We start from the raw sequence: 25,950 nt of genomic DNA on the forward strand, positions 1-25,950 counted from the left end.
TTAAAATATATTACCAATATGTAATCAAACTTAGATATAATAAAAATGATTATTTAAATATATTATTAAAGTGAAAATTATGCTTAGTATCTCTTATTATAAATTTTTTGAATTTTTGTTTATTTTTATTTGTTTGCCATTGCTGTTTTTTTATAAAATATTACCACCTTTTTTTATAATACCAATATTATGGATATTAACTTTTTACATTATATATATAACTAGTGTAGGCAGTAGTAAAGTTATTTTTGACAAAATTGAAAAATCTGATTTATATTATGTATTAAAAAGATTCTTCTATTTTGCTTGTTTTTTATTTATCTTTACATATATATTTTATGAAGACAGATTATTTAATTTTATATTAGAAAAACCAAAAGTTTTTATCTTTGTATTGTTTTTATATCCAATATTATCTGTTATACCTCAAGAGTTGATTTTTAGAAAGTTTTTTCTTTTTAGATATAAATTGATTTTTAGAAAAGAAGCATTGATTATATTAAATGCTTTGGTATTTTCTTTTATACATATAATATTTCAAAATTATATTGCAGTACTATTTAGTTTAGTTGGTGGATATATTTTTATGAAAACATACATAGAGAGTAAATCTTTTACTCTTGTATGTATTGAACATAGTTTATATGGAAATTTTATTTTTACAGTTGGTTTAGGTGAGTTTTTTTATCATGGAAATATAACTTAAAAGACAAAAGCTATTTCTGTTATATTTATATTAAAAACTTGAACTTTTACACCTTCAGAATCTAAGATTGAATAATTGATAAAATATGAAGAGGGATCATCGATCTCCATATTTTGAGCCACAAACTTTATATACTTTTTATAGTTAATGACTGAATATATAAATTTAACTTTTTTCTCAAACTTCTTATCATCTATATATAAGGTATAAATTTGCTTATCTTTTTCTCTATCATATTTATCTAAAAAATTCTTTTTATATAGTTGTTCAGGAATATCAGAATCATAATCACTGCTGTCATATAAATAGTAATCATCAGCAAGCAGTTCTTCTAAGTTTTCACTAATCTCAAAATAGTTGTATTTTTTATAGTTGTTTTTATCTTCAATTAGATGTTGTTTTCTTATCATAATTTCTCCTAAAAATTTACTTTATATAATTTTCTCTTTAAAATATATAAAACTAGAATTCTTGTGTTTACCTTAAAATGTTTCATAAAACTATATAGTTTTCCTTTAAAAAAGGAAAGAAAAAAGAGAATTTATACATAGAAGTACCATAACTATTGACATTTAATAAAAATTTTATTATAATACGCGCCCACTAAAAGTGGTTAGAGTGCTTTTTATGGTACGTCTAACGAGTTCTTTAAAGGAAAAACATGGAAAAAATTAGATTAAAGCTTAAAGCTTACGATCATAGAGTTTTAGACAGAAGTGTTGCTTCAATTGTTGAAGCTGTTAAAAGAACTGGTGCTGAGTTGAGAGGTCCTATTCCTCTTCCAACAAAGATCAGAAAATATACAGTTCTTAAAGGTCCACACGTAAACAAAGATGCAAGAGAGCAATTTGAGATCAGAGTGCACACAAGAATGATTGATATCATTGCTGCAACTCCTGATACAGTAGATTCATTAATGAAACTAGACTTAGCTCCTGAAGTTGATGTTGAAGTTAGATCAATGGGTCAAGAGTAATAAAGAAAGGGTAATAAATGGAATTTATCGTAGAAAAAATCGGTATGAGTAGAACTGTTTCAGTTCCTGCAACACCAGTTACACTTTTAAAAGTTCTTGATACAAAAGTATGTGATGTAGCTGATGGTGTAGCACTTGTTTCGTATGCTTCAGGGAAGAAATTCAATAAAGCAATCGAAGGTCAACAAAAAAAATATGGTTTAAGCAAAGAGTTTAACAGATTTGCAACATTAAATGTAGCAAATACTGAAGCTGGTGATTTAGATGTATCTGTATTAGCTGAAGCTGCTGTTTTAAAAACAACTTTTAAAACAAAAGGTAGAGGTTTTCAAGGTGGAGTTAAAAGATGGAACTTCGCTGGTGGTAGAGCATCACACGGACACAGAATGGGTAGAAGAACAGGTTCTATTGGTAACTGTGAATGGCCAGGTAGAGTTATGCCAGGTAAAAAAATGCCAGGACAATACGGAAATACAAATGTAACTGTTAAAAATGATATTGTTTCATTTGACGCAGAAACAGGTATATTAGTTGTAAAAGGTTCAGTTTCTGGATCAAATGGTAGATTAGGAAAAGTAAGGATTGCTAAATGAGTAACGCAGTAGCAGTAAAAACAAACGAGTTACCAGAGTCTTTCAAAGACATTAACTCACACAATTTATATCTTTATGTTAAATCTTACTTAGCTGCTCAAAGAGCAAACACTGCTAGAGTAAAAAACAGATCTGAAGTAAGCGGTGGTGGTAAAAAACCAAAAGCTCAAAAAGGTTCTGGTGGTGCTAGATGGGGTTCTAAAAGATCACCATTATTTGTTGGTGGTGGACAAGTTTTCGGACCAACAAAAAGAAACTACAATCAAAAAATCAATAAAAAGCAAAAAGCTTTAGCATTAAGTTATGCTATCAACGCTCAAGCTGAAAATGGTTCTTTATTTGTAGCTGATTCAATTAAAGTTGAGTCTGGTAAAACTAAAGATGCGGTTTCAATTATTAATGGATTAAACCAAAGAGATACTCTTGTAATTGTTGATACAATTGAAGAGAAAACATACTTAGCGTTTAGAAACATTAAAAATTGTTATATGATTGAGAAACAAGAAGTAAATGCTTACATTGTTGCAGCATATCACTCAGTACTAGTTGAAAAATCAGTACTTGAATCATTAACAAAAGAGGCGTAAGATGGCAGATATTACAGATATTAAAGCAATATTATATACAGAAAAGACAATCGAGCTTCAAGAAAATGGTGTAATCGTTGTTCAAACTAGTCCAAGAATGACTAAAAACGGTTTAAAAGAAGTATTTAAAGAATATTTTGGAGTTACACCTTCAAAAATCAATTCTTTAAGACAAAGTGGTAAAGTGAAAAGATTTAGAGGAAGACCTGGTAGAAGACCTGACTTCAAAAAATTCTATGTAACATTACCTGAAGGCGCTGAAATAGCGAACCTATCAGCTTAAGGAGTATAGAAGATGGCAATTAAAAAATTTAGACCAATAACTCCTGCTAGAAGATTTATGTCTGTTATGGACACTTCTGATATTACTTCTAAACCAACAGTTAGATCTTTACTTGTAAAAGTTAAAGCAAATGCTGGTAGAAATAATAACGGTAGAATTACTTCAAGACACAAAGAAGCAGGTGCTAAAAAATTATATAGAATTATTGATTTCAAAAGAGATAAGTTTGGTGTAGAAGGTACAGTATCAACTATTGAATACGATCCATACAGAAATTGTAGAATTTGTTTAGTTACTTATTTAGATGGAGATAAAAGATATATTATTCAACCATCTGGATTAAAAGTTGGAGCAAAAGTTCAAGCTGCTGAATCAGGACTTGATATTTTACCAGGTAATGCAATGAGACTTCAATCTATTCCTGTAGGTACTATGGTTCATAATGTTGAACTTAAACCTGGAAAAGGTGCACAATTTGCAAGATCTGCTGGTGCATATGCTCAAATCATGGGTAGAGAAGGTAAATATATTATCTTAAGAATGCCTTCAGGTGAAATGAGAAAAATTTTAGGTGTTTGTATGGCAACAATTGGTGTTGTTGGAAATGAAGATTTCACAAACATGGTAGTAGGTAAAGCTGGTAGAACTAGACACCTTGGTATTAGACCACAAACTAGAGGTTCTGCAATGAACCCAATTGATCACCCGCATGGTGGTGGTGAAGGTAAAACTAACTCAGGAAGACATCCAGTTACTCCTTGGGGTATGCCAACTAAAGGTTATAAAACTAGAAAGAAAAAAGCTAGTGACAAATTAATCATTTCAAGAAGAAAGAAGTAAGGGTTTAAGATGGCAAGATCAATAAAAAAAGGTCCATTTGTAGACGCACACTTAATGAAAAAAGTTATCAAAGCTGTTGAAGCTAACGATAAAAAACCAATTAAAACATGGTCAAGAAGATCAATGGTTTTACCTGATATGATTGGTTTAACATTTAATGTGCATAATGGTAGAAACTTTGTACCAGTTTTAATTACAGAAAACCACGTTGGTTACAAATTAGGTGAATTTGCTCCAACTAGAACATTTAAAGGGCACAAAGGTTCTGTGCAAAGAAAGGTGTAATGATGGGAAAAGCAGTATTAAAATTTATTAGACTTTCTCCAACTAAAGCTAGACTTATCGCTAGAGAAGTACAAGGAATGAATGCTGAGTATGCAATTGCATCATTAGAATTTACTCCTAATAAAGCGGCTGGTGTTATTTCAAAAGTTATCGCTTCAGCTGTAGCAAATGCTGGTTTAGAACCAGAAGACGCAGTTATTACAAGTGCAAGAGTTGATAAAGGTCCTGTACTTAAAAGATATACACCTAGAGCAAGAGGTAGTGCATCACCAAAACATAAACCAACTGCACACATTATGATTGAAGTAGCGGCTGCTGAAAAAGGAGACAAGTAATGGGTCAAAAAGTTAATCCAATAGGTTTAAGATTAGGTATCAATAGAAACTGGGAATCTAGATGGTTTCCTAAATTTTCAAACATGCCTGCTAACGTTGCTGAAGATGATAAAATCAGAAAATACGTTAAAAAAGAGTTATACTACGCTGGTGTTGCTCAAACAATCGTAGAAAGAACTGCAAAAAAAGTTAGAGTTACAATTGTAGCTGCTAGACCTGGTATCATTATTGGTAAAAAAGGTGCAGACGTAGAAAAACTAAAAAACAATCTTTCTGCTTTAGTTGGTAAAGAGATTGCAGTTAACATTAAAGAAGAGAGAAAACCACAACTTTCTGGTCAACTTTCTGCTGAAAATGTTGCACAACAATTAGAAAGAAGAGTTGCATTTAGAAGAGCTATGAAAAGAGTTATGCAAAATGCTCTTAAATCTGGTGCAAAAGGTATCAAAGTTTCTGTTTCTGGTAGACTTGGTGGAGCTGAAATGGCTAGAACTGAGTGGTACTTAGAGGGTAGAGTTCCTTTACATACTTTAAGAGCTAGAATTGATTATGGTTTTGCAGAAGCTCATACAACTTATGGTTGTATTGGTATTAAAGTTTGGATCTTCAAAGGTGAGGTACTTGCTAAAGGTATTCCTACTGAAAAAGATACTGCTTCTAAACCGCAAAAAAGAAGACCATCTAAAAGAAGAGGTAAGTAATCATGTTAATGCCTAAAAGAATGAAATATAGAAAATACCAAAAAGGTAGAAACAGAGGTAAAGCGCATAGAGGTAACTCTTTAGCTTACGGTGAATTTGGTATTAAAGCTTTAGAGCACGGAAGAATTGATTCAAGACAAATCGAAGCTGCCAGAATTGCAATGACAAGAGCAATTAAAAGACAAGGTAAAGTTTGGATTATGGTATTCCCAGATAAACCACTTACTGCTAAACCACTTGAAACAAGAATGGGTAAAGGTAAAGGTGCTATCGATAAATGGGTTATGAACATTAAGCCAGGTAGAGTATGCTTCGAGATGGCAGGTGTTGCTGAAGGATTAGCAAAAGACGCTTTAGCTTTAGCACAACATAAGTTACCATTCAAAACTAAAATTGTAAGTAGAGAAAGTGAAAATGAATTATTCTGATTTAAAAGAGAAAAGCTTACAAGAGCTAAATGAGTTATTAAAAGAGAAAAAGGTGCTTCTTTTTGAATTAAAAGCTAAGCTAAAAACTATGCAGTTAACTAATACTTCTGAATTAAGAGCGTGCAAAAAAGAGATTGCACAAATTCAAACAGCTATAACTGCTGCAAAAGCTAACTAAGGATCTAAAGTATGAATACACATAAAAGAGAGATTCAAGGTGTAGTGGTAAAAAAAGCTGGAGATAAAACAGCATCTGTATTAGTTACAAGATATGTTTTACACCCAAAATACCACAAGACTGTAAAGAGATTTAAAAAATACTTAGTTCATGATGAAAGAAACGAATTAAATGAAGGTGACACTGTAATTGCTGTTGAGTGTAGACCTTTATCAAAAACAAAATCTTTTAGATTGAAAAAAATTGTAGCTACAGGAGTTAAATAATGATTCAAAGTTTTACTAGATTAAATGTAGCTGATAACACTGGTGCAAAAGAGATCATGTGTATTAAAGTTTTAGGTGGATCTAAAAGAAGATATGCATCTGTTGGTGATATTATTGTAGCTTCTGTTAAAAAAGCATTACCAACTGGAAAAGTTAAAAAAGGTGCTGTTGTTAAAGCTGTTGTTGTAAGAACACACAAAGAAGTTCAAAGAGAAAACGGATCTTTAATTAGATTTGATGACAATGCTGCAGTTATCCTTGATGGTAAAAAAGATCCAATTGGAACAAGAATCTTTGGACCTGTAGCTAGAGAAGTTAGATACGCAGGTTTCATGAAAATTGTTTCACTTGCTCCGGAGGTACTATAATGGCTGTTAAGTTAAAAATCAAAAAAGGTGATACTGTAAAAATTATCGCTGGTGATGACAAAGGTAAAACTGGTGAAGTTTTAGCTGTTATCCCTTCAACAAGACAAGTAATTGTTAAAGATTGTAAAGTAGCTAAAAAAACAGTTAAACCTGATCAAGAGAAAAACCCAGAAGGTGGTTTTGTAAACAAAGAGATGCCTATTGATATCTCAAATGTAGCAAAAGTAGAAGGTGAGTAAGATGGCAGCAAGATTATTAGAAAGATATAATGCAGAAATCAAACCAACTTTAGAAACTGAGTTTCCTAAAAACAAGATGTTAACTGCTAAGTTAGATAAAGTAGTTATCTCTGTTGGTGCAGGTGAAGCTATGAAAGATAGTAAATTAATGCAAAACATTCAAGATACTATCTCTTTAATCTCTGGTCAAAGAGCAGTTCAAGTTATTGCTAAAAAATCAGTTGCTGGTTTTAAAGTAAGAGAAGGTTCTCCTGTAGGTGTTAAAGTTACTCTTAGAGGTGAAAGAATGTATGAATTTTTAGATAAATTATGTTCTATCGCATTACCAAGAGTAAAAGACTTTAGAGGTTTAAATAGAAACGGTTTTGATGGTAGAGGTAACTTCAACTTTGGTTTAGATGAGCAATTAATGTTCCCAGAAGTTGTGTATGATAACATTATCAAAACACATGGTATGAATATTTCAATTTCAACATCTGCTGATAACGATCAAGAAGCTTACAGATTATTAGAGCTTGTTGGAGTTCCATTTACTAAAGGAAGAGCGTAATGGCAAAGAAATCTATGATTGCTAAACAAAAGAGAACTCCTAAGTTCTCTTCAAGAGCATATACAAGATGTTCAGTTTGTGGTAGACCACATTCAGTATACAGAGATTTTGGTCTTTGTAGAGTTTGTTTAAGAAAAATGGCTAACGAGGGATTACTTCCTGGCGTTAAAAAATCTAGTTGGTAGGAGAATAAAAGCTATGATGAATGATATAATCGCAGATGCTTTAACTAGAATTAGAAATGCTGCAATGAGAAAATTAGAAGTTGCAACATTATTACATTCTAATACAGTAGTTGGAATTTTAAGTGTACTTGAGCAAAAAGGGTATATTGACGGATTCAAAGAAATTGAAGGTGAGAACAATAAAAAAACTGTTCAAGTTACTTTAAAATATGATGACAACGATAGATCTGTTATCAATGAATTAACAAGAATTTCAACTCCAGGAAGAAGAGTTTATAAAAGCGCTTCTGAAATTAAAAGTTTCAAAAACGGATATGGTACAATCATTGTTTCTACAAACAAGGGTGTAATTGCAAATGATGAAGCTTTCGCTGCTAATGTTGGTGGTGAAGTTTTATGTACTGTATGGTAGGAGAGTGTAATGTCTAGAATTGGAAAAAAACCTATCGCAATTCCATCAGGTGTAGAAGTTGCAGTTGATGGTACAGTAGTAACAGTTAAAAAAGGGAATAAAGCTATTCCAGTAGAAACTCATGGAAGAGTTGGTGTTAAAGTTGAAGACAATAATGTTGTTTTAGACAGAATTGGTGAAGATAAAGAATCTTCAGCTTTCTGGGGAACATATAGAGCTTTAATTAATAATGCTGTAACTGGTTTATCAGAAGGATTTACTAAATCTTTAGAAATTAACGGTGTTGGTTATAGAGCAGCTGTTAAAGGGAAAGTATTAGAGTTACAATTAGGTTATTCACACCCTATTAACTATGATATCCCAGAGGGATTAGAAATTTCTGTAGAGAAAAACATTATTCATGTTAAAGGTGCTGACAAACAACAAGTTGGTCAAGCTGCTGCAATTATTAGAGGCTTTAGAAAACCTGAACCGTATAAAGGTAAAGGTGTTAAATATACTGACGAGCATATCGTTAGAAAAGCTGGTAAAACTGCTAAGAAATAAGGTGTGAAAAATGAGTAGAGCAAAAGATATAGCAAAAAAGAACTCTTTAAGAGCAATCAGAAAAAAAAGAGTTAGAGGAAATATAGCTAAAGGTACTGCACAAACACCTAGAGTAACTGTATTTAAATCAAACAAATATTTAAGTGCACAAGCAATTGATGATGTTGCAGGTGTTACATTAGCAGCAGTTAATTCTAAAGCTTTAGAGTTAAGCGTTAATAGAGAAAATGCAGTTAAAGTTGGAGCAGCATTCGCTGAGAGCTTAAAAGCTGCTGGAATCGAAACAGTAGTATTTGATAGAAATGGATACCTTTATCATGGTGTTGTTGCAGCATTCGCTGATGCACTTAGAGATAATGGTATTAAATTATAAGGGTTAATGATGGCAGCAGTAAATAGAGAAGATTTTCAAGAAGCAATCGTTAAAATCGGAAGAGTAACAAAAGTTGTAAAGGGTGGTAGAAGATTCAGATTTACAGCTTTAGTTGTTGTTGGAGATAAAAACGGTACAGTTGGATTTGGTACAGGAAAAGCAAAAGAGGTTCCTGATGCAATTAAAAAAGCATTAGATGATGCATTTAAATCTTTAGTAAAAGTTAACATTCATGGTACAACAATTGCACATGATATTGAACATAAATATAATTCAAGTAAAATTTTACTAAAACCAGCATCAGAAGGTACAGGGCTTATCGCAGGTGGTGCGGCAAGACCAGTTCTTGAGCTTTCTGGAGTTAAAGATATTATTGCAAAATCTTTAGGTTCAAATAATCCAAACAACCTTGTACAAGCTACAGTTGAAGCATTAGCAAGAATTAAAGGATAATTGATGGCATTAGATAATTTACAACCAGCAGATGGTAGTACAAAAAATGTTAAAAGAGTAGGTAGAGGTCAAGGTTCAGGTATGGGTAAGACTTCTACTAGAGGTCAAAAAGGTCAAAAATCTAGATCTGGATATAAAATTAAAAGAGGTTTTGAGGGTGGTCAACAACCATTACAAAAAAGACTTCCAAAAATTGGATTCTTTTCTAGAGTATCTAAACCTTACTCTATCAATGTAGATAAAGTAAAACAAGTGGCAGCACTTGAAGAAATTACAGTTGAAACAATTAAGTCTGTATATAAACTTTCTAAAAGAGTTACAAAAGTCAAATTAGTTGGTTCAGCTGCTAAAGATTTAGCATCTAAAATTAAAGACGAAAACGTAACAACTACTGGAAAATAATTATGAGTAAAGATCTAATAAATAAGATTCTTATTACATTAGGCTTTATTCTTCTTTACAGGTTACTGGCTTATGTGCCAGTACCTGGAGTAAATATTGATGTAGTTAAAGAATTCTTCGATTCAAATGCAAATAATGCATTAGGTCTTGTGAACATGTTTAGTGGTAATGCAGTTGAAAGACTGTCTATTATCTCACTAGGTATTATGCCTTACATTACAGCTTCTATTATTATGGAGCTTCTAGCAGCAACTTTTCCCGCACTTGGTAAAATGAAAAAAGAGAGAGATGGTATGCAAAAATATATGCAAATCATCAGATATGCAACTATTGTAATTACATTAATTCAATCTGTAGGTGTATCTATGGGTCTAAATTCATTAACAGGTCAAAGTGGAGAAAGCGCAATATCTATTGATATGAACACATTTGTAGCTGTTTCTTCAATTTCTATGTTAACTGGTACAATGCTTCTTATGTGGATTGGTGAACAAATCACACAAAAAGGTATTGGTAATGGTATTTCACTTATTATCTTTGCAGGTATTGTTTCGGCGATTCCAGGTGCAATTGGTGGTACTGTAGATTTAGTTAATAATGGACAAATGAACTTCTTAACTGTAATAGCTATTTTAGTAATTGTATTAGCAACTGTTGGTGCAATTATATATGTTGAGCTAGGTGAAAGAAGAGTTCCAGTTTCATACTCTAGAAAAGTTATGATGCAAAATCAAAACAAAAGAGTTATGAATTACATTCCAATTAAAGTAAACTTGTCAGGGGTTATTCCTGCAATTTTTGCATCAGCTATTTTAATGTTCCCAGCTACTGTTTTACAAGGTAGTCAAAATAAAATTTTACTTGCAGTTGCAGACTTTTTAAGTCCAACTTCATATACATTTAATTTTTTAATGTTCCTTTTTGTAGTTTTCTTTGCATTCTTTTATGCATCAATTACTTTTAATGCAAAAGATATTTCAGAAAACTTAAAGAAACAAGGTGGATTTATTCCAGGAGTTAGACCTGGTGAATCAACTGCAAATTTCTTAAATGATGTAGCAAGTAAACTTACACTTTGGGGAGCTGTTTATTTAGGACTTATTTCAACTGTGCCTTGGCTTTTAGTAAAAGCTATGGGAGTACCATTCTATTTTGGTGGTGTAGCAGTTCTTATCGTTGTTCAAGTTGCAATTGATACAATGAGAAAAATTGAAGCACAACAATATATGAATAAGTATCAAACACTTAGTGCGGTTGGGCTATAAAAATTATGGCTATTCCTTTAAGAAAACCAAATGAAATCGAAAAACTTCGCGCTGCTTCTCAAGCAGTTGCGAAGACTTTAAATCATCTAGAACAAAATGTTAAAGCAGGTATGACTTTAAAAGAAGTTAACCAAATGGGTGAAGACTTTATGGCAAACCTTGGTGTTAGACCATCTTTTAAAGGTTTATATGGATTCCCTGCTGGTGTTTGTACTTCTTTAAATGAAGTTATCATTCATGGTATACCAAATGATACTGTATTAAAAGAGGGTGATATTTTAGGTCTAGATATTGGAAGTGAAATCGATGGCTGGTATGGTGATGCAGCAATTACTATGCCTATAGGAAAGATATCAAAAGAAGATGAAGAATTAATTGCTTGTGCAAAAGACTCTTTATATCATGCTATTAGTATTATAAAAGAGGGTATGAGATTTAAAGAACTATCTTTAGAGATTGAAAAATTTATTGTAGACAGAGGTTATGAACCTTTAGTTAAATTTTGTGGTCATGGTATAGGAAAAAAACCTCATGGTGAACCAGAAATTCCAAATTATTTAGAATCAGGAAATGCAAAGTCAGGACCTAAGATTAAGAATGGTATGGTTTTTTGTATTGAACCTATGATTTGTCAAAAAGAGAGAGAACCAGTTATTTTAGAAAATGATTGGGATGTTGTTTCTTCAGATGGATTAAGAGGTAGTCATTATGAGCATACTGTTGCTGTAGTCGGTGGAAAAGCAGTTATTTTAAGTCAAGTAGAAGAGTAGTAAACTAGGAGATAAAGTGGCAAAAGATGATGTAATAGTAATTGATGGTAAAGTTATTGAAGCTTTACCAAATGCTATGTTTAGAGTTGAATTGGATAACGGTCATGTGGTTTTATGTCATATTTCTGGTAAAATGAGAATGCACTATATTAAAATTTTACCTGGTGATAAAGTGAAAGTTGAAATTACACCTTATTCACTTGATAAAGGTAGAATCACACATAGATATAAATAAAAAAGATAATATTAAGCATATTATCTTTTTTTCTATTGTATAGTTATACAATCTAAATTAGAGAGTATAACTATATGAAAGAAATTAGTGAAGTTGTAAAACTAACTTTAAAAAACCTTTCCCAACACAACATAGAAGCAACACCGGAAAATTACGAAAAAGAATTTTTTTCAATTGTCGAAAAAAATAATATACATTTTAATGAAATTGATGAATTTCATAAATTAATAAATAAACTATCAACAACAGATAAAAAATCATTAAATTCAATATCTTATAGAGAGATTTCAAAACTTTTATCTTCAAGAGTTAAAAATGAAGATTTAAAATATTTCTTAAAACATCTTTCATATTTTATGTTACCTTCATTGTCTTCACAAGTTAAAGATGAAATAAATAAAGTTTGTACAGAGTTATCCAATGATCCAAAAAACTTAATTAATGTTAATATAATAAGAAAATTAAGAAAAATTACAAATATTAGAATTAATGAAGATAAGAAAATATTTAATGAAAAAAATAGTGATTTAAAAAAACTTATGTCTTTTCTATCAACATTTTTAAGAAATAGAATAGAAAAAAACATAATTACTTTAGATGAAGTTGATAATATTAAACATGAAATAAATTCTTTGAAATTGGCGAAATCATCTGATGATGATTTAAAAAAATTATATGAAAAATTTTCTTTAGTTATTGAAGAGTTTTCTGATGTAGTCAATAATAATAATGATGAAATTATAAAAGCAAAACAGGAGAGTGAAGAACTATATTCTCAGATTGAAAAACTAAAACATAATTTATCTCTAGCAGAAGAAGAGAAATCAATTGATTTCTTAACAAAAGCACTTACAAGAAGAGCCTATACAGAAGAGGCAGAAAAAGTTGAGAGAGAATACAATGCTTTTGATTCAACATATGTTCTAATTTTTATTGATTTAGACCATTTTAAATATATAAATGACACTTATGGGCATGATTGTGGAGATAGTGTGCTTACTACATTTGGTTCAATATTAAAAAAACTAACAAGAGATGAAGATATTATTGCAAGGTATGGCGGAGAAGAATTTATTTGTTTGGTACATTATAAAAATGTTTCAGATATTAGAAATTATTTAACACGTATGAAAAATATTATAAAAAATAATAAATTTGTATATAAAGATATAAAATTGACAATAAAATTTTCAGCTGGGGCTGCATTAAGAGAAAACTATAAATCTTATGAGGAAACACTAAATAAAGCTGACACTTTACTTTATAAAGCTAAAGAATTGGGTCGTAATAAAATAATTCTTGATAACGGTGAAGTGATATAATAAACACACTTATGAAGCTTATAGTTAGTTATCGCGCCTTTAAAAAGTAACTAACTAATAAGCCTCATAAATTTATTTGACGTTATATTACCCTATTTTTTGTTAAATCTATTTCATTTTCATAATATTTTTTTTGTTCTATCATAAAATTTAGGTGATTTTTTAATAATTCTTTATCTCTATAAGACTCAATTATAAACTCGTAAAGTTTCGGTCTATTTTTCTTCCAATTATGCAAAGTTGTTTTGTTTACTTCTAAATCTTTTTCTAATTTTCTAAAGCTAGGTACACTCATTACACTCCTTTTCATAATCACATTGTACAAACTATTTATATAAAAGTCAAGTAAAAGTTTATTTTTGTTCAATATATTGGAACAAATTGTTACAAAAGATATATTTTTGTACAATTTCATATGACAAAATCGGTAAAAAAAAGAGTTTTATACAACCTAAATTTTTTGAAATCTATTGGATATAGTTATCATGAAATTATTGAAATTAACAATAAAGAATTAAGTTCTGATTCTTTGCCTAATAATTTTAATGAATTAAAATCATTAGTTGAAAATTGTTATTTATGTGAATTATCAAAAGTAAGAAAACATGCTCTTTTTGGTGAGGGAAATCAAAATGCATCTTTGATGTTGATTACAGATGAACCAACTGCAACAGAGGATGAATTAAAAAGTCATTATGCTGGTAAAAATGGTGAGCAATTAACTAAAATGATTGAAAATGTTTTGCCTTTAAAAAAAGAAGATATTTATATTACAAGTTTAGTTAAGTGTAAAAGTTTAAGTGGAATGAATGCATCACATTTTAGTAGTTGTAGTGCATATCTATTTAAAGAGATAGAATTGGTAAATCCTAAGTTAATAGTTACACTTGGTGAAAAAGCATATAACTTTTTATGTTCCGATGTAGTTCCTTTTAATCAAATAAGAGGGCAGTTTATAAATTATAAAACTTATAGTGTTTTACCAACATTTAGTGTTAGTTATCTTCTAAGAAATCCATCTTCGAAGAAAGAAGCATATTATGATATGCTAAAAATTAAATCAACTTTGGAGTCAAATTGAAAAATTTATTATTAATTGTTTTTGTATCATTATTATTTATTGGTTGTTCAAGTAAAAATGAATTTAAATTTCCAACAATAAAAAAAGAAAAAGTAGTTAAAACAGTTCAAGAAGAGAAAAAACAAGAGATAGAAGAGACAAGTGAACCAGTAGTAGAGGAAACTGAAGTTTTAGAGTCTGATATTAAAAAAATAGCAATTCTTTATCCTTCTTCTAAAGTAGGTAGATATGCTAATTCAACTATAAATACAATTAGTGCATTTTTAATATACAATAATGAAAAATTTCACTTAGAAGCCTTTGATACTTATAATGAAAACCCTATAAATATCGCTGCACAATTAGAGCTTATAAAACAAAAAGATTTTACAAAAGTTATAACTATGTTCACAAAAGATGGTTTTGATGTTTTAAATCAATCATTAGATATAGATGATATTAAGTTTTATTTTCCATTAATAAATAAAGCTGAAGTTATAACATACAATCAAAATTTTATTTTTGGTGGAATCTCTTATGAGGAACAATTAAACCTTTTACAAAGTTTAACTAGTGAAAAAAATACTATGTTTTATGTTAAGTCTTATTTAGGAAGTAAATTAAAGAATATTTATGAAAAAACGTTTTTAAATTCGGGTGTAATAAAAGAGATTGAAAGAACAAACAATAGATATAAATATATAATGGATGATCAAAGAATTATTGGAAGTACAATAATATTAAATACTCCAATTGTTAAGTCATCTATCATATTATCACAACTTACAGCATTTGAGGTCGAACCTGAAAAAGTTTTATCAACACAATTAAACTATAATCCTTTATTAATAAAACTAACTCAGCCAAAAGATAGAGAAAATTTTTATGTTGTAAGCTCAATTAGTAAAATTGATAGTTTTATAGAAGATTATACTAAACTTTTAGGTTCAAATGTAGCCTACGAATGGGTTGATTATTCAGCACTTATTGGTGCAAATTATTTTATTAATGAAAATGAATCAGAATTAATTAAAACAAAAATTATTGAAAATCAAGCTGATTATGAACAGACTTTATATAAAGGTACTATTTATGGCTTTGAAAAAGTACTAGCAAATTAAGTCATATTTAGGTATAATCGCGAAATTTTAAGTAAAAAAGTAAAAGAAATAAAAGATGGAGTAGGAATTGAGAACGCATTATTGTACTGAAGTAACTGAGAAAAATATTGGTGAAATTGTTACTGTTGCTGGATGGGTAAACAGTAGAAGAGACCATGGTGGAATTATTTTTATTGATTTAAGAGATAGAGGGGGACTAGTTCAATTAGTTTGTGACCCTGCTGATAATAAAGAAGCCTGGGAAGTGGCTGATAGTGTTAGAGATGAATTTGTTCTTATTGCAAAAGGTAAAGTAAGAGAAAGAGGTGAAGGTTTAGAAAACCCAAATCTTATTACAGGAAAGATTGAGATTGTAGTAGAATCATTAACTATAGAAAACAGATCTAAACCTATGCCTTTTGAATTAGGTGATGAAAAAGTAAATGAAGAGATTAGATTAAAAAATAGATTTTTAGAACTTAGAACAAAAAGATCATATGATATTTTCAAACTAAGAAGTACTGCAAATATTGCAGTAAGAAACTGTTTAAATGAATTAGGGTTTTTAGATGTTGAAACTCCAATTTTAACTAAATCTACTCCAGAAGGTGCTAGAGATTATCTTGTTCCAAGTAGAGTTCATCCAGGTGAATTTTATGCATTACCACAATCACCACAATTATTTAAACAATTATTAATGGTATCTGGTTTTGATAAATATTTTCAAATCGCTAAATGTTTTAGAGATGAAGATTTAAGAGCAGATAGACAGCCAGAGTTTACTCAAATAGATGTTGAGATGAGTTTTTGTACACAAGAAGATGTTATTCAAGTAGCTGAAAAACTTATTCATGATACATTTAAAGCTTGTGGAAAAGATGTTCCTACTACTTTCCCTAGAATTACATATAAAGAAGCTATGGAAAAATATGGTTCTGATAAACCTGATTTAAGATTTGATATGGCTATGGTGGATGTAATTGATGTTTTTGCTAACTCAACAAATGAGATTTTTGCTTCAATTGCAAAAGATACAAAAAATAATAGAATTAAAGCTTTAAAATGTCCAAATGGAGATAATATTTTTTCTAAAAGACAAATGAAAGGTTTTGAAGATTACGTTAGAAAATTTGGAGCTAAAGGTCTTGGTTACTTCCAAATGAAAGAAGATGGTCTAAAAGGACCACTTACTAAATTCTTCTCTGAGGCTGATTTAGAAGAGATTATAAAATTGACTTCTCTTGAAGTTGGTGATGTAGTATTCTTTGGAGCAGGGGATAAAAAAACTGTATGTGATTATATGGGAAGATTTAGATTATACCTTGCAGAGCAAATGGATATTATCCCTAGTGATACTTTTGAGTTTGTTTGGGTTGTTGATTTCCCAATGTTTGAAGTTGAAGATGGAAGAACAAAAGCGTTACACCATCCATTTACAATGCCAAATTTAGAAAAATGTGATTTAGATAATATTGAAGATATAGAAGATATTGAATCTATTGCATACGATATTGTATTAAATGGAACTGAGCTTGGTGGTGGTTCAATCAGAATTCATAAAGAAGAGATTCAATCAAAAGTATTCAAACTTATGGGAATTTCAGATGAAGATGCACAAGAAAAATTTGGATTCTTATTAGATGCACTTAAATATGGTGCACCAAGCCATGGTGGATTTGCAATGGGATTTGATAGATTAATTATGCTTTTAGCTGGAACTGATTCTATTAGAGATGTAATTGCTTTCCCTAAAACGCAAAGAGCTCAATGTCTTCTTACAGATGCCCCATCTGCTGTTGATACTGACCAATTAAAAGAATTAAGCCTTAGAATAAGAAAAATCGAGGCATAAAAATATAGGCAATAATATGTTTAAAATTTTTTTCATATTATTGCTTTTCTTCTCATCAGCTTTCTCTATGACGGCTGTAACTGTAACTTATCCAATTGAAGCCTTCTTTTTAAAAAAAATTGCAGATAAAACTGTTTATATAAGAGTAATTGAACAAAGTGCAACAAAGTTTAATCTTGATAATTTAGAAGAGACTAAAAAGTTTGCAACAAGTCATTACTATTTTAATTTTGGATTAGATGAAGAGAAAACTATAGAAGATTATTTTAAAAAGAGAAATCCAAATTTAAAAGTTTTTAATATGAGTGAATCTCTTCTTTTTTTAAAACTAAAAAATGGGAAATTTAATCCTTATATCTGGTTAGACCCTATATCTGCAAGAGATATTGCAAAAAATATATATGAGGCTATTATTAAAATTAGACCATATGACAAAGATATTTATAAAGTAAACTATGAGAATTTTTTAAATGAATTAGATGAAACATATTTAGATATTAAAAAAAGGCTTGATGAAAGTGAACTTTATGGTATTTTTTCATTTAATAATGAATTAGACTATTTTACAAATAGATTTAGAATAAATAATTACCATCGTGAATATAGAATGTTACATATTGATGAAGTTTCTTCTTTACTAAAGTTTGTAAGAAAAGAAAATATTAAACATATTTTGATTTCAAACGAGGCAGATTTTAGAGTTGCCCAATCCTTTAAAGGTTATATAGATGGCAAGATTATAGAATATAATATTTATACTAGACATTGGAAAGTAAATCTTTATACAATTTTAAGAGGTATAGAGAATTTTTAACATTGGCTTAAAATTATTTTTCAAAAGTATATTTTATAATGAAAAAAATATTACCAATAAAATTACATATTAATTCCATAATAATTATATAAAACAATTATATTAAAAAAATCCAAATCCCTATCTATCGACATTTGATTAATCTATTCATTTAACTATAACTCACTATGCAATAATAAGAAAGTATATAAAAATATATAGTTGTGTATATTTTATACAGATAATATAAAATTATTTTTTGATTTTGTAGTAATATTCAAATACTATAAAGGGAGTATTAAATGTCAAGAAATTTAATGGATTATAAAGGGATAAAGGTAAAAAAAGAGCTTTATCCAATAATAAAACATATTGAAGATGTAGATAAGTATAGGGAAGAATTGGGAAGACTTAGCTCATCTTGGGATATATTTGCATTATTAGGGCAGTTGGGTGATATCAATATAGATATAGGAAAAACAAAAGAAAATTTTTTAAATCTTACTACTACATTATTAAATCATTTAAGTGATGAAACTGTTAAAAAAGTTACTGCTGAGATGGGTTTTAAAGCACAAGTTGCAATTGATATAGTAATTAGAAATCTATTTGAGCGTACGGCAGATATTGGCTTTTTAGCTACAGATGACGATATTAGAGATTTTTTACTGCATTATGTTTCAAAATACAATAAAGAGAGTACAGTTTTAAAAAAGGGGATACAAAAAAGATTTTTGGAATATGTGAAAAAATATTCTGTGTATTATGATATTGTTCTTGCAGATACTAAGGGGAAAGTAGTTGCAAGATTAGATGAAAATATAAATATAGAAAATATTGATTTAAATTTTATCAATAAAGTTTTAAATACAAGTGAAGAGTATATTGAAACATATGGAGCGCACAACTTCTTACCACAATATAACAAATCTTTAGTTTATTCATATAAAGTTACAAGAACCAATGATTTTAATTCTGAATCGCTTGGTGTATTGTGTCTTTGTTTCAAATTTACAGATGAGATGAAAGGAATTTTCAATAATCTTGTTGATAAAAAAAACAAAGAAACAATAACTTTACTTGATGAAGATGGATATGTAATTGCTTCAAGCGATGAAGATTGTATCCCTTTAAACTCTAAGCAAGAGATTATTATAGATTCCAAATATAAGATTGTATCTTTTGCGGGTAGAGATTTTATATCAAAATCTTGTCTAACAAATGGTTATCAAGGTTTTAATGGTCTAAAATGGTATGGACATATTATGATACCTTTAGAATATGCATTTTTAAGTGAAGAATCAAATACTAAAAAAGTTGTTGATGATAATATAATTGAAGCTATGATGAATAATGAACAACACTTTTCAAAGGATTTAAAAGAGGTATTTAACAAAAGTAAAAATATCCAAGATAATCTAAGTAGGGTGATTTGGAATGGAAATGTTGCTCAAAGTAAAATAAATTCATCAAATAGAGAGTTTTCCAAATCTTTATTATCAGAGATTGGTGTAACTGGATTAAAAGCAAATTCATCTTTAAATAATCTGAATAGAACAATTATTAATTCTATTTTAAAAGATAGTGAGTTTTTATCATCTCTAGCTATAGATATTATGGATAGAAATCTATATGAAAGAGCAAATGATTGTAGATGGTGGGCATTAACTACATATTTTAGAAAAGCATTAGATGATAGAGATACACTAGAGCAAAAAGAGGAGCAAATTTCATCTATATTAAAATATATAAATGACCTTTATACAGTATATACAAATCTACTTGTATTTGATAAAGATGGGAAAATTATTGCAGTTTCTAATGATAAAGAGAAACATTTGATAGGAAAAGTTCTTTCTACTCCTTGGGTTGAAAATACTTTGAATTTAAAAAATACACAAAAGTATTGTGTATCCGATTTTGAAAAAACAAATCTTTATAATAATGAATCAACTTATGTATATTGTAGTGCAATTAGATCTTTTGAAGATGATTCAAAGATAAATGGTGGAATAGCAATAGTTTTTGATTCTACTCCTCAATTTCATGCGATGCTAGAAGAGTCTTTACCAAGTGATAATTCAACTGTTTTTGCAATATTTGCCAATAGAGATAAAAATGTTATCTCCTCAACAAATAAAGAGCTTAGTATAAATTCAAAGATAAATATAGATGATAAGTTTTTCAAATTGAAAAACAATGAAAAATTAAGTGAAATTATTGAAATAGATAATAAATACTATGCTTTAGGAGTTAGATGCTCAAAAGGATATAGAGAATATAAAAGTAGTGAAGATGATTATGAAAACGATGTTTTTTGTTTAGTTTTTATCTATATTGGGAAAAAGTGTTTAAATGGATTATCTAAAATAAAAAGAAAAAAATTTATAAATAATAATATTTTGAAAAAATCATTAGATTCAAATAGTGTAGAGTTAGCAACTTTTAGATTAGGTAAAAAATTTTTAGCAGTTCATGCAAAAAATGTAATAGAATCAATTGGTATTGAAAAACTAGAAAAATCTATCGATATGGATAAGAAAAATCCTTTTAAAGGTATGGTTTTACATAAAGATAGACTTATTTCTGTATTAGATATTAGAAGTTTTATAAATGAAGAGATTAAAGACGAAGAGTTAAAAACAATTATACTTTTAGAATATGACAAAGATAATAAAGAGCATTGTATTGGAATACTCGTATCCTCTTTAGAGAGTATATCTTTAGTGGAGTCAAAATCAATTCAACAAATTCAAAGCCATTTTCTAGGGGCAGGGGCTTTAATAGAAAGTATAGTTGAGATTGATGATTTGGATGAACCTGAAGTTGCAATGATTTTAGATATTAAAAAAATAGATAACAATTTAACACAAAGAGATTCAACTAATTAGAAATTTATATAATAGGTTAAAACATTTTAGATAAAATTGAAAAAAAATTTTAAAGATAAAGAATGTTTTTACCTACAACAAAAGAAGAGATGAATAAAAGAGGCTGGAGCCAATGTGATGTGATTTTAGTATCAGGAGATGCTTATATAGATTCTCCTTTTATTGGAGTTGCTGTTGTTGGAAGAATCCTAGAAGCATTAGGCTTCAAAGTTGGGATTATTGGACAGCCAGATGTAAGAAATGATGATATAAAAAGATTAGGAGAACCTAGACTTTACTGGGGAGTTAGTGGTGGAAGTATTGATTCAATGGTATCAAACTATACCGCTACAAAAAAATTTAGAAATATAGATGATTATACTCCTGGTGGAACAAATGACAAAAGACCTGATAGGGCAACATTAGTATATACAAATCTTATTAGAAGACATTATAAAGATACTGCACCAATAGTTTTAGGTGGTATTGAGGCTAGTTTAAGAAGAGTTACCCATTATGACTTTTGGTCAAACAAATTACGAAAACCTGTACTTTTTGATGCAAAAGCTGATTATCTTATTTATGGTATGGGTGAGATGGCAATTAGAGAATTCACTACAGCTTTAGATAAAGGATTAGATCCAAAAAAAGTTCGAGGAGTTTGTTATATTTCTAAAGAGCCAGTTGAAGATTATATCCAACTTCCTAGCCATGATGAGTGTTTAAAAGATAAAGAAAAATATATAGATCTTTTTGATGATTTCTATAAAAACAATGACCCAATAAATGCAAAAGGTCTTTGCCAAAAAGTAGATACAAGATATGCTATTCAAAATCCTCCATGTGATTATTTAGATGAAAATGAGATGGATGAAGTTGCTTCATATAAATATGAAAGGGATTTACATCCATATCATAAACCTCAAGGAAAAGTAAAATGTTTAGAAACTGTTAAGTTTTCTATTCAAACTCACCATGGGTGTTGGGGTGAGTGTAACTTCTGTGCTATTGGTGTTCATCAAGGAAGAACAATACGTACAAGAAGTGAAAAGAATATTCTTTGGGAAGCAAAAGAGTTTACAAAAGATAAAAGTTTTAAAGGTATTATTTCTGACGTTGGTGGACCAACAGCAAATATGTATGGATATGAATGTGGTAAAAAACTTAAAAAAGGTACTTGTGATGATATAAGATGTGTTGATTATGATAGACTTTGTAAAGTTATGAAAGTTGACCATAGTAGACACCTTAAGCTTTTAAGAGATATTAGACAAGTACCGGGTGTAAAAAAAGCTTTTGTTGCTTCTGGTTTGAGGTATGATTTTATCCCAGCCGATAAAAAGCATGGATATGAGTATTTAAAAGAGTTAGTAAATCATCATATTAGTGGACAAATGAAAGTTGCCCCTGAACACACCTCTGATAGAGTTCTAAAACTTATGGGAAAACCAGGGAAACAGCCCTTAATAGAGTTTAAAAAAATGTATGATAGACTAAATAAAGAAGCTGGGAAAAAACAGTTTTTAACATATTATTTAATTGCAGCTCATCCTGGATGTGAAGAGAAAGATATGCATGAGTTGAAGCAGTTTACAACCCATGAATTGAAAATGAATCCTGAACAAGCACAGGTCTTCACTCCAACACCTGGAACTTACTCTTCTGTTATGTATTATACAGAGTTAGATCCAGTTACAAGAAAAAAAATATATGTTGAAAAAGATAGAGTTAGAAAAGAGAAACAAAAAAATATAGTAATCGACAAGAAGTATTATCAAAGACGTAATAAATCAAGTGCAGGAATGCAAAGTTAAGGAAAAAATATGAGAAAAGTTTTATTATCATTGTTTGTACTTATTTGTACAAATCTATTTGCTATTTCAGAAGATTTAGTTAATGAATTAGCTTATGAAACAACTTATTCTAAAGCTTTAATAAAAGCTAAAAAAGAGAATAAATCTATAATGATGTTTATTGTTCAAGATTCTTGTCCTTGGTGTAGAAAAATGGAAAAACAAACTTTAAAAAAATCAAATATTGCTTCTTTGATAAAAAGAGATTTTATCCCATTAATTGTTGATGAAGCATCAAATAATTATCCTAAAAAATTCCAAGCAAAAGTGTTTCCTACAACTTATTTTATAAATAAAAATGAAGAGATTGTTTCAAAAGTATTAGGTTATAAAAATAAAAAAGAGTTCTATTATATTTTAAAAGAGGCAAGTAGTAAATGAAAAAGTTGATTTTGCTGTTTACAGTTGTTGTTTACTCATTTGGTATAACTCCATTTAATCTTGAAAATGTAAAAGAGCTTAATATAAAAATATTAAATAAAAAAGAAAATATTTCAAAAGAGCTTGAAAATAAACTTGAAACAAATATAAAAAATAAACTTGAAAAACTTGGTATAAAAACTACTACAGATAAATATATTAATTTTCTTGTAAAAATAAAGATAAACAAGATAAAAGATGTTGAATTTGTCCAAACTTCAATATTTATTTCTGAAGATGTTTTGCCTGCTAGAGATACCTCTGTTGAAGCTTTAGCCATAACATATAAAAAAGATGATAGTTTTGAAGCAGAAGATTTAGAAAATGATATTTATGAATCTGTAGTTGACTATTTACTTGAGGATTTTATCGAACAGTATAAAGCTGAAAATTAATTGTCTTATTTAAGTTATAGATATTTTTAGATAAAATGTCAATCTTTTTTTAACACACATGAAGACAATTGGCAAGGATATTATAAATGAAAAAGCTTTTTTTAATCATTGGAGCCCCTGGTTCTGGAAAGACTACTGATGCAGAATTGATTGCTGAGAAACATAAAAAAATCACACATTATTCAACTGGAGATATGTTTAGAGCTGAGATTGCTAGTGGCTCACAAAGAGGTGCAGTAATTGAGTCTTGTGTATCAAAAGGAAATCTTGTACCAATTGACATTGCTATTGAAACAATATTAAGTGCTATAAAAAGTGCTCCAACAGATATTGTTATAATTGATGGTTATCCAAGAAGTGTTGAACAAATGACAGAATTAAATAAATATTTAGAAACAGAAACAGAAGTTGAATTAGTTAATACTATAGAAGTGGTAGTTTCTGAAGAGGTTGCAAGAAATAGAGTTTTAGGTCGTGCAAGAGGTGCAGATGACAATGTTGAGGTCTTTAATAACAGAATGAATGTTTATACTGAACCACTAAAAGATATTCAAGAATTTTATTCAAATAAAGGTATTTTGAAAAAAATTGATGGTGAGAGAACAATTGCGGAAATTGTTTCTGAAATAGATCAATTTATCCAATCGAAAATATAATGAATAAAGAAGTTAATTTTTATTCTGTAATAATTGGTACAGAATTATTAAACGGACGAAGAAAAGATGCTCATTTTACATTTTTAAATGAACAATTATTAAAAAGAGGTTGGACACATAAAGCTTCTTTTGTAATTGAAGATGATACAAAATTGATGGAAAATATCTATAAACTTATTAAAGCTGATGAAAACTCTGTTATGTTTTCTTATGGTGGAATCGGTGCTACACCAGACGATTATACAAGACAAGTAGCTGCAAAAGTTTTTACTGATGGGAAAATGGAATACCATGAGAAATCAAAAGAGTTAATAATAAATCAATTTGGAGATGAAGCTTATCCTCATAGAGTGAATATGGCACATCTTCCAATAAATGCAAAACTTCTTAAAAATGTAGTAAATAACGTACCGGGATTTTATTTAGAAGATAGATTTTTCTTTACTCCAGGTTTCCCTTCAATGAGTCAATCAATGGTTGTTGAAGCTTTAGATAAACATTATGAAAAAAATAGATTACAAAAATATAGAAAATCGTTAACTGCTTACTGTGGAGAAAATGATTTGATAGATATTATGAAAACAGTGCCAGTTGAAGTTGAATTATCCTCTTTACCTAAAATTATAGATGAAAAAAGGATGGTAGTAATCTCTTTAAATGGAATAGATGAAACTCTTGTTAATAAGTATTTCTCAAAATTTGTAGATTTTTTAGAAAAAAATTCTGTAAAATATCTTCTTAAAGATATAAGTAAATAATAAATTTCTTTTAAATATTTCCTATAAAATAGAGCTTTTTTTAATCTAAAAAGAATTTAAGATTTTTTTTAGATTATTTTCCAGATTTTGGTTTATAATTCCTTTCTTAATTTTTTTTAGAAGGTAATTATGAATCCAAAACAGCTTGAACAAATAAGCAATTATGTTTATTGTGATAGTTTTTTAAACTCACTTGACATTGAAACAAAACTACTTCCTAATCCTTATCATGATTATCCATTTTTGGTAATCAAAAACTTTTTTTCAAAAGATATTTGTGATGAGATTGTTAATTCAAAAATAAAAGACAATGATGCAATTGATGCAAAAGTTAAATCTGAAAATTATGAAAATCATATTGATAAAAATATTAGAAAAACAAAAATTTATAAACTAGATAAAAAATATAGAACTCTTTATAATAAAATGTTTAAACTTTATCAATCAAAAATAGAGCAATATTTTAATATCGCACTTACAACAAGTACAAAAATACAAGTCTTAGAGTATAAAAAAGATTCTTTTTATGTTGCTCATAGTGACGATTCGAATATGATTATGGATAATGATAAACTTATTGGATTTAAATGTGTTGTACCAAATAGGAAACTGACAAGTGTTCTTTTTGCAACTTCTTATGATAATAATTCCTCTTTTAATACTTTTAGTGGTGGTGAATTAGTATTTAATTATTTATATGACAAAGATGGAAATCAAATAAATTTTAAGCCTGAAGCAGGAGATATGGTACTTTTTTTAAGTAACCCCTATTTTACCCATGAAGTTTTAAAAGTAAAAGAGGGGTATAGATTATCAATTGTACAATGGCATGATGCTTTAGTTGTTTAACTCTTATCCTTTTTTTTGATATAATAGATTAATATTATATACTTAA

The 25,950-nt window shown here is 28.9% G+C and carries 38 protein-coding genes; 36 read left to right on the plus strand and 2 right to left on the minus strand.

Features of this window, described 5'->3' with window-relative positions:
* The first annotated feature begins 79 nt into the window (after positions 1-79).
* Complete coding sequence (locus ACKU4C_RS03975) at positions 80-706, plus strand: CPBP family intramembrane glutamic endopeptidase (RefSeq protein ID WP_321314636.1); 627 nt, start codon at positions 80-82, stop codon at positions 704-706.
* Here ACKU4C_RS03975 and ACKU4C_RS03980 read toward each other — a convergent pair.
* Entirely contained in the window at positions 703-1,116 is a 414-nt protein-coding gene (locus ACKU4C_RS03980; RefSeq protein WP_321314638.1) for a hypothetical protein, read from the minus strand. The genes ACKU4C_RS03975 and ACKU4C_RS03980 overlap by 4 nt on opposite strands.
* Before the next feature lie 251 nt (positions 1,117-1,367).
* Between ACKU4C_RS03980 and rpsJ the strand changes: the two genes are divergently transcribed.
* From rpsJ to ACKU4C_RS04100, 24 genes are all read left to right on the plus strand, one after another.
* Complete coding sequence (rpsJ, locus tag ACKU4C_RS03985; protein ID WP_044415638.1) at positions 1,368-1,682, plus strand: 30S ribosomal protein S10; 315 nt, start codon at positions 1,368-1,370, stop codon at positions 1,680-1,682.
* 17 nt (positions 1,683-1,699) lie between these two features.
* Entirely contained in the window at positions 1,700-2,275 is a 576-nt protein-coding gene (gene rplC / locus ACKU4C_RS03990; RefSeq protein WP_321314641.1) for a 50S ribosomal protein L3, read from the plus strand.
* Positions 2,272-2,862 (plus strand): 50S ribosomal protein L4, encoded by a 591-nt coding sequence (rplD, locus tag ACKU4C_RS03995; protein ID WP_321314644.1) that lies wholly within the window; start codon positions 2,272-2,274, stop codon positions 2,860-2,862. Before rplC ends, rplD begins: the two co-directional genes overlap by 4 nt.
* A 1-nt stretch (position 2,863) precedes the next feature.
* On the plus strand, positions 2,864-3,145 hold the full coding sequence (locus tag ACKU4C_RS04000; RefSeq protein WP_044415633.1) for a 50S ribosomal protein L23: 282 nt from the start codon (positions 2,864-2,866) through the stop codon (positions 3,143-3,145).
* 12 nt (positions 3,146-3,157) lie between these two features.
* Positions 3,158-3,985, plus strand: a complete 828-nt coding sequence (gene rplB, locus ACKU4C_RS04005; protein WP_321314646.1) for a 50S ribosomal protein L2 — start codon at positions 3,158-3,160, stop codon at positions 3,983-3,985.
* A gap of 9 nt (positions 3,986-3,994) precedes the next feature.
* On the plus strand, positions 3,995-4,270 hold the full coding sequence (gene rpsS, locus ACKU4C_RS04010) for a 30S ribosomal protein S19 (protein WP_321314648.1): 276 nt from the start codon (positions 3,995-3,997) through the stop codon (positions 4,268-4,270).
* A gap of 2 nt (positions 4,271-4,272) precedes the next feature.
* Positions 4,273-4,605 (plus strand): 50S ribosomal protein L22, encoded by a 333-nt coding sequence (rplV, locus tag ACKU4C_RS04015; protein ID WP_321314649.1) that lies wholly within the window; start codon positions 4,273-4,275, stop codon positions 4,603-4,605.
* On the plus strand, positions 4,605-5,306 hold the full coding sequence (gene rpsC, locus ACKU4C_RS04020; RefSeq protein WP_321314652.1) for a 30S ribosomal protein S3: 702 nt from the start codon (positions 4,605-4,607) through the stop codon (positions 5,304-5,306). The genes rplV and rpsC overlap by 1 nt, the downstream gene beginning before the upstream one ends.
* Positions 5,307-5,308: 2 nt before the next feature.
* Positions 5,309-5,734, plus strand: coding sequence for a 50S ribosomal protein L16 (gene rplP / locus ACKU4C_RS04025; RefSeq protein ID WP_320033389.1), 426 nt, complete (start codon positions 5,309-5,311; stop codon positions 5,732-5,734).
* Positions 5,721-5,912: a 50S ribosomal protein L29 gene (gene rpmC / locus ACKU4C_RS04030; protein ID WP_321314655.1), complete on the plus strand. Its 192-nt coding sequence runs from the start codon at positions 5,721-5,723 to the stop codon at positions 5,910-5,912. Before rplP ends, rpmC begins: the two co-directional genes overlap by 14 nt.
* Before the next feature lie 11 nt (positions 5,913-5,923).
* Positions 5,924-6,178, plus strand: coding sequence for a 30S ribosomal protein S17 (rpsQ, locus tag ACKU4C_RS04035; protein WP_321314656.1), 255 nt, complete (start codon positions 5,924-5,926; stop codon positions 6,176-6,178).
* Positions 6,178-6,546, plus strand: coding sequence for a 50S ribosomal protein L14 (rplN, locus tag ACKU4C_RS04040; RefSeq protein WP_321314657.1), 369 nt, complete (start codon positions 6,178-6,180; stop codon positions 6,544-6,546). The genes rpsQ and rplN overlap by 1 nt, the downstream gene beginning before the upstream one ends.
* The gene (gene rplX, locus ACKU4C_RS04045) at positions 6,546-6,785 is read left to right on the plus strand and encodes a 50S ribosomal protein L24 (protein WP_320033393.1); all 240 of its coding nucleotides are present in this window, start codon (positions 6,546-6,548) and stop codon (positions 6,783-6,785) included. Before rplN ends, rplX begins: the two co-directional genes overlap by 1 nt.
* A 1-nt stretch (position 6,786) precedes the next feature.
* Entirely contained in the window at positions 6,787-7,335 is a 549-nt protein-coding gene (gene rplE, locus ACKU4C_RS04050; RefSeq protein ID WP_321314660.1) for a 50S ribosomal protein L5, read from the plus strand.
* Positions 7,335-7,520, plus strand: a complete 186-nt coding sequence (locus ACKU4C_RS04055; RefSeq protein WP_114838563.1) for a type Z 30S ribosomal protein S14 — start codon at positions 7,335-7,337, stop codon at positions 7,518-7,520. The genes rplE and ACKU4C_RS04055 overlap by 1 nt, the downstream gene beginning before the upstream one ends.
* Positions 7,521-7,533: 13 nt before the next feature.
* Positions 7,534-7,932 (plus strand): 30S ribosomal protein S8, encoded by a 399-nt coding sequence (gene rpsH, locus ACKU4C_RS04060; protein WP_321314663.1) that lies wholly within the window; start codon positions 7,534-7,536, stop codon positions 7,930-7,932.
* A 9-nt stretch (positions 7,933-7,941) separates the two neighbouring features.
* A complete protein-coding gene (gene rplF / locus ACKU4C_RS04065) occupies positions 7,942-8,478 on the plus strand; it encodes a 50S ribosomal protein L6 (protein WP_321314665.1) in 537 nt (178 codons plus the stop codon).
* Positions 8,479-8,488: 10 nt separating this feature from the next.
* The gene (rplR, locus tag ACKU4C_RS04070; protein WP_321314666.1) at positions 8,489-8,851 is read left to right on the plus strand and encodes a 50S ribosomal protein L18; all 363 of its coding nucleotides are present in this window, start codon (positions 8,489-8,491) and stop codon (positions 8,849-8,851) included.
* 9 nt (positions 8,852-8,860) lie between these two features.
* Entirely contained in the window at positions 8,861-9,304 is a 444-nt protein-coding gene (rpsE, locus tag ACKU4C_RS04075) for a 30S ribosomal protein S5 (RefSeq protein WP_128981879.1), read from the plus strand.
* A gap of 3 nt (positions 9,305-9,307) precedes the next feature.
* On the plus strand, positions 9,308-9,706 hold the full coding sequence (gene rplO, locus ACKU4C_RS04080; protein WP_321314670.1) for a 50S ribosomal protein L15: 399 nt from the start codon (positions 9,308-9,310) through the stop codon (positions 9,704-9,706).
* Positions 9,707-9,708: 2 nt separating this feature from the next.
* Entirely contained in the window at positions 9,709-10,971 is a 1,263-nt protein-coding gene (gene secY, locus ACKU4C_RS04085; RefSeq protein ID WP_320033399.1) for a preprotein translocase subunit SecY, read from the plus strand.
* Positions 10,972-10,976: 5 nt separating this feature from the next.
* Positions 10,977-11,741 (plus strand): type I methionyl aminopeptidase, encoded by a 765-nt coding sequence (map, locus tag ACKU4C_RS04090; protein WP_321314671.1) that lies wholly within the window; start codon positions 10,977-10,979, stop codon positions 11,739-11,741.
* A gap of 16 nt (positions 11,742-11,757) precedes the next feature.
* A complete protein-coding gene (infA, locus tag ACKU4C_RS04095; protein WP_072682044.1) occupies positions 11,758-11,976 on the plus strand; it encodes a translation initiation factor IF-1 in 219 nt (72 codons plus the stop codon).
* Positions 11,977-12,050: 74 nt separating this feature from the next.
* Positions 12,051-13,298, plus strand: coding sequence for a GGDEF domain-containing protein (locus tag ACKU4C_RS04100; protein ID WP_321314675.1), 1,248 nt, complete (start codon positions 12,051-12,053; stop codon positions 13,296-13,298).
* A gap of 82 nt (positions 13,299-13,380) precedes the next feature.
* On the opposite strand, the gene ACKU4C_RS04105 is transcribed toward ACKU4C_RS04100, so the two are convergent.
* A complete protein-coding gene (locus ACKU4C_RS04105) occupies positions 13,381-13,593 on the minus strand; it encodes a hypothetical protein (protein ID WP_321314677.1) in 213 nt (70 codons plus the stop codon).
* A gap of 120 nt (positions 13,594-13,713) precedes the next feature.
* On the opposite strand from ACKU4C_RS04105, the gene ACKU4C_RS04110 reads away from it, so the two are divergent.
* The 11 genes from ACKU4C_RS04110 to ACKU4C_RS04160 all read left to right on the plus strand — a co-directional run bounded on the left by ACKU4C_RS04110 (position 13,714) and on the right by ACKU4C_RS04160 (position 25,904).
* Positions 13,714-14,379, plus strand: coding sequence for a uracil-DNA glycosylase (locus tag ACKU4C_RS04110; RefSeq protein ID WP_321314679.1), 666 nt, complete (start codon positions 13,714-13,716; stop codon positions 14,377-14,379).
* A complete protein-coding gene (locus ACKU4C_RS04115; RefSeq protein WP_321314680.1) occupies positions 14,376-15,479 on the plus strand; it encodes a hypothetical protein in 1,104 nt (367 codons plus the stop codon). The genes ACKU4C_RS04110 and ACKU4C_RS04115 overlap by 4 nt, the downstream gene beginning before the upstream one ends.
* A gap of 67 nt (positions 15,480-15,546) precedes the next feature.
* Positions 15,547-17,310 (plus strand): aspartate--tRNA ligase, encoded by a 1,764-nt coding sequence (gene aspS, locus ACKU4C_RS04120; protein WP_321314682.1) that lies wholly within the window; start codon positions 15,547-15,549, stop codon positions 17,308-17,310.
* Positions 17,311-17,326: 16 nt separating this feature from the next.
* Entirely contained in the window at positions 17,327-18,124 is a 798-nt protein-coding gene (locus ACKU4C_RS04125) for a metal ABC transporter solute-binding protein, Zn/Mn family (protein WP_321314683.1), read from the plus strand.
* A gap of 281 nt (positions 18,125-18,405) precedes the next feature.
* Positions 18,406-20,994: a chemotaxis protein CheW gene (locus ACKU4C_RS04130; RefSeq protein WP_321314685.1), complete on the plus strand. Its 2,589-nt coding sequence runs from the start codon at positions 18,406-18,408 to the stop codon at positions 20,992-20,994.
* A gap of 62 nt (positions 20,995-21,056) precedes the next feature.
* A complete protein-coding gene (locus ACKU4C_RS04135; RefSeq protein ID WP_321314688.1) occupies positions 21,057-22,787 on the plus strand; it encodes a YgiQ family radical SAM protein in 1,731 nt (576 codons plus the stop codon).
* A 9-nt stretch (positions 22,788-22,796) separates the two neighbouring features.
* On the plus strand, positions 22,797-23,207 hold the full coding sequence (locus tag ACKU4C_RS04140; protein ID WP_321314690.1) for a thioredoxin family protein: 411 nt from the start codon (positions 22,797-22,799) through the stop codon (positions 23,205-23,207).
* The gene (locus tag ACKU4C_RS04145; protein WP_321314692.1) at positions 23,204-23,641 is read left to right on the plus strand and encodes a hypothetical protein; all 438 of its coding nucleotides are present in this window, start codon (positions 23,204-23,206) and stop codon (positions 23,639-23,641) included. Before ACKU4C_RS04140 ends, ACKU4C_RS04145 begins: the two co-directional genes overlap by 4 nt.
* A gap of 86 nt (positions 23,642-23,727) precedes the next feature.
* A complete protein-coding gene (locus ACKU4C_RS04150) occupies positions 23,728-24,297 on the plus strand; it encodes an adenylate kinase (protein WP_321314693.1) in 570 nt (189 codons plus the stop codon).
* A complete protein-coding gene (locus tag ACKU4C_RS04155) occupies positions 24,294-25,055 on the plus strand; it encodes a molybdopterin-binding protein (protein ID WP_321315915.1) in 762 nt (253 codons plus the stop codon). Before ACKU4C_RS04150 ends, ACKU4C_RS04155 begins: the two co-directional genes overlap by 4 nt.
* Before the next feature lie 129 nt (positions 25,056-25,184).
* Positions 25,185-25,904: a 2OG-Fe(II) oxygenase gene (locus ACKU4C_RS04160; protein ID WP_321314694.1), complete on the plus strand. Its 720-nt coding sequence runs from the start codon at positions 25,185-25,187 to the stop codon at positions 25,902-25,904.
* Positions 25,905-25,950: the final 46 nt, after the last annotated feature.

This window comes from Halarcobacter sp., from assembly GCF_963676935.1.
Taxonomy (GTDB): Bacteria; Campylobacterota; Campylobacteria; order Campylobacterales; family Arcobacteraceae; genus Halarcobacter.

What these genes read in the sequence shown, in the direction of transcription:
- ACKU4C_RS03975 (WP_321314636.1), top strand. Translation starts at nt 80, where the DNA reads ATGCTTAGTATCTCTTATTATAAATTTTTTGAATTTTTGTTTATTTTT.
- ACKU4C_RS03980 (WP_321314638.1), bottom strand. Translation starts at nt 1,116, where the DNA reads ATGATAAGAAAACAACATCTAATTGAAGATAAAAACAACTATAAAAAA.
- rpsJ (WP_044415638.1), top strand. Translation starts at nt 1,368, where the DNA reads ATGGAAAAAATTAGATTAAAGCTTAAAGCTTACGATCATAGAGTTTTA.
- rplC (WP_321314641.1), top strand. Translation starts at nt 1,700, where the DNA reads ATGGAATTTATCGTAGAAAAAATCGGTATGAGTAGAACTGTTTCAGTT.
- rplD (WP_321314644.1), top strand. Translation starts at nt 2,272, where the DNA reads ATGAGTAACGCAGTAGCAGTAAAAACAAACGAGTTACCAGAGTCTTTC.
- ACKU4C_RS04000 (WP_044415633.1), top strand. Translation starts at nt 2,864, where the DNA reads ATGGCAGATATTACAGATATTAAAGCAATATTATATACAGAAAAGACA.
- rplB (WP_321314646.1), top strand. Translation starts at nt 3,158, where the DNA reads ATGGCAATTAAAAAATTTAGACCAATAACTCCTGCTAGAAGATTTATG.
- rpsS (WP_321314648.1), top strand. Translation starts at nt 3,995, where the DNA reads ATGGCAAGATCAATAAAAAAAGGTCCATTTGTAGACGCACACTTAATG.
- rplV (WP_321314649.1), top strand. Translation starts at nt 4,273, where the DNA reads ATGGGAAAAGCAGTATTAAAATTTATTAGACTTTCTCCAACTAAAGCT.
- rpsC (WP_321314652.1), top strand. Translation starts at nt 4,605, where the DNA reads ATGGGTCAAAAAGTTAATCCAATAGGTTTAAGATTAGGTATCAATAGA.
- rplP (WP_320033389.1), top strand. Translation starts at nt 5,309, where the DNA reads ATGTTAATGCCTAAAAGAATGAAATATAGAAAATACCAAAAAGGTAGA.
- rpmC (WP_321314655.1), top strand. Translation starts at nt 5,721, where the DNA reads ATGAATTATTCTGATTTAAAAGAGAAAAGCTTACAAGAGCTAAATGAG.
- rpsQ (WP_321314656.1), top strand. Translation starts at nt 5,924, where the DNA reads ATGAATACACATAAAAGAGAGATTCAAGGTGTAGTGGTAAAAAAAGCT.
- rplN (WP_321314657.1), top strand. Translation starts at nt 6,178, where the DNA reads ATGATTCAAAGTTTTACTAGATTAAATGTAGCTGATAACACTGGTGCA.
- rplX (WP_320033393.1), top strand. Translation starts at nt 6,546, where the DNA reads ATGGCTGTTAAGTTAAAAATCAAAAAAGGTGATACTGTAAAAATTATC.
- rplE (WP_321314660.1), top strand. Translation starts at nt 6,787, where the DNA reads ATGGCAGCAAGATTATTAGAAAGATATAATGCAGAAATCAAACCAACT.
- ACKU4C_RS04055 (WP_114838563.1), top strand. Translation starts at nt 7,335, where the DNA reads ATGGCAAAGAAATCTATGATTGCTAAACAAAAGAGAACTCCTAAGTTC.
- rpsH (WP_321314663.1), top strand. Translation starts at nt 7,534, where the DNA reads ATGATGAATGATATAATCGCAGATGCTTTAACTAGAATTAGAAATGCT.
- rplF (WP_321314665.1), top strand. Translation starts at nt 7,942, where the DNA reads ATGTCTAGAATTGGAAAAAAACCTATCGCAATTCCATCAGGTGTAGAA.
- rplR (WP_321314666.1), top strand. Translation starts at nt 8,489, where the DNA reads ATGAGTAGAGCAAAAGATATAGCAAAAAAGAACTCTTTAAGAGCAATC.
- rpsE (WP_128981879.1), top strand. Translation starts at nt 8,861, where the DNA reads ATGGCAGCAGTAAATAGAGAAGATTTTCAAGAAGCAATCGTTAAAATC.
- rplO (WP_321314670.1), top strand. Translation starts at nt 9,308, where the DNA reads ATGGCATTAGATAATTTACAACCAGCAGATGGTAGTACAAAAAATGTT.
- secY (WP_320033399.1), top strand. Translation starts at nt 9,709, where the DNA reads ATGAGTAAAGATCTAATAAATAAGATTCTTATTACATTAGGCTTTATT.
- map (WP_321314671.1), top strand. Translation starts at nt 10,977, where the DNA reads ATGGCTATTCCTTTAAGAAAACCAAATGAAATCGAAAAACTTCGCGCT.
- ACKU4C_RS04100 (WP_321314675.1), top strand. Translation starts at nt 12,051, where the DNA reads ATGAAAGAAATTAGTGAAGTTGTAAAACTAACTTTAAAAAACCTTTCC.
- ACKU4C_RS04105 (WP_321314677.1), bottom strand. Translation starts at nt 13,593, where the DNA reads ATGAGTGTACCTAGCTTTAGAAAATTAGAAAAAGATTTAGAAGTAAAC.
- ACKU4C_RS04110 (WP_321314679.1), top strand. Translation starts at nt 13,714, where the DNA reads ATGACAAAATCGGTAAAAAAAAGAGTTTTATACAACCTAAATTTTTTG.
- ACKU4C_RS04125 (WP_321314683.1), top strand. Translation starts at nt 17,327, where the DNA reads ATGTTTAAAATTTTTTTCATATTATTGCTTTTCTTCTCATCAGCTTTC.
- ACKU4C_RS04130 (WP_321314685.1), top strand. Translation starts at nt 18,406, where the DNA reads ATGTCAAGAAATTTAATGGATTATAAAGGGATAAAGGTAAAAAAAGAG.
- ACKU4C_RS04135 (WP_321314688.1), top strand. Translation starts at nt 21,057, where the DNA reads ATGTTTTTACCTACAACAAAAGAAGAGATGAATAAAAGAGGCTGGAGC.
- ACKU4C_RS04140 (WP_321314690.1), top strand. Translation starts at nt 22,797, where the DNA reads ATGAGAAAAGTTTTATTATCATTGTTTGTACTTATTTGTACAAATCTA.
- ACKU4C_RS04145 (WP_321314692.1), top strand. Translation starts at nt 23,204, where the DNA reads ATGAAAAAGTTGATTTTGCTGTTTACAGTTGTTGTTTACTCATTTGGT.
- ACKU4C_RS04150 (WP_321314693.1), top strand. Translation starts at nt 23,728, where the DNA reads ATGAAAAAGCTTTTTTTAATCATTGGAGCCCCTGGTTCTGGAAAGACT.
- ACKU4C_RS04160 (WP_321314694.1), top strand. Translation starts at nt 25,185, where the DNA reads ATGAATCCAAAACAGCTTGAACAAATAAGCAATTATGTTTATTGTGAT.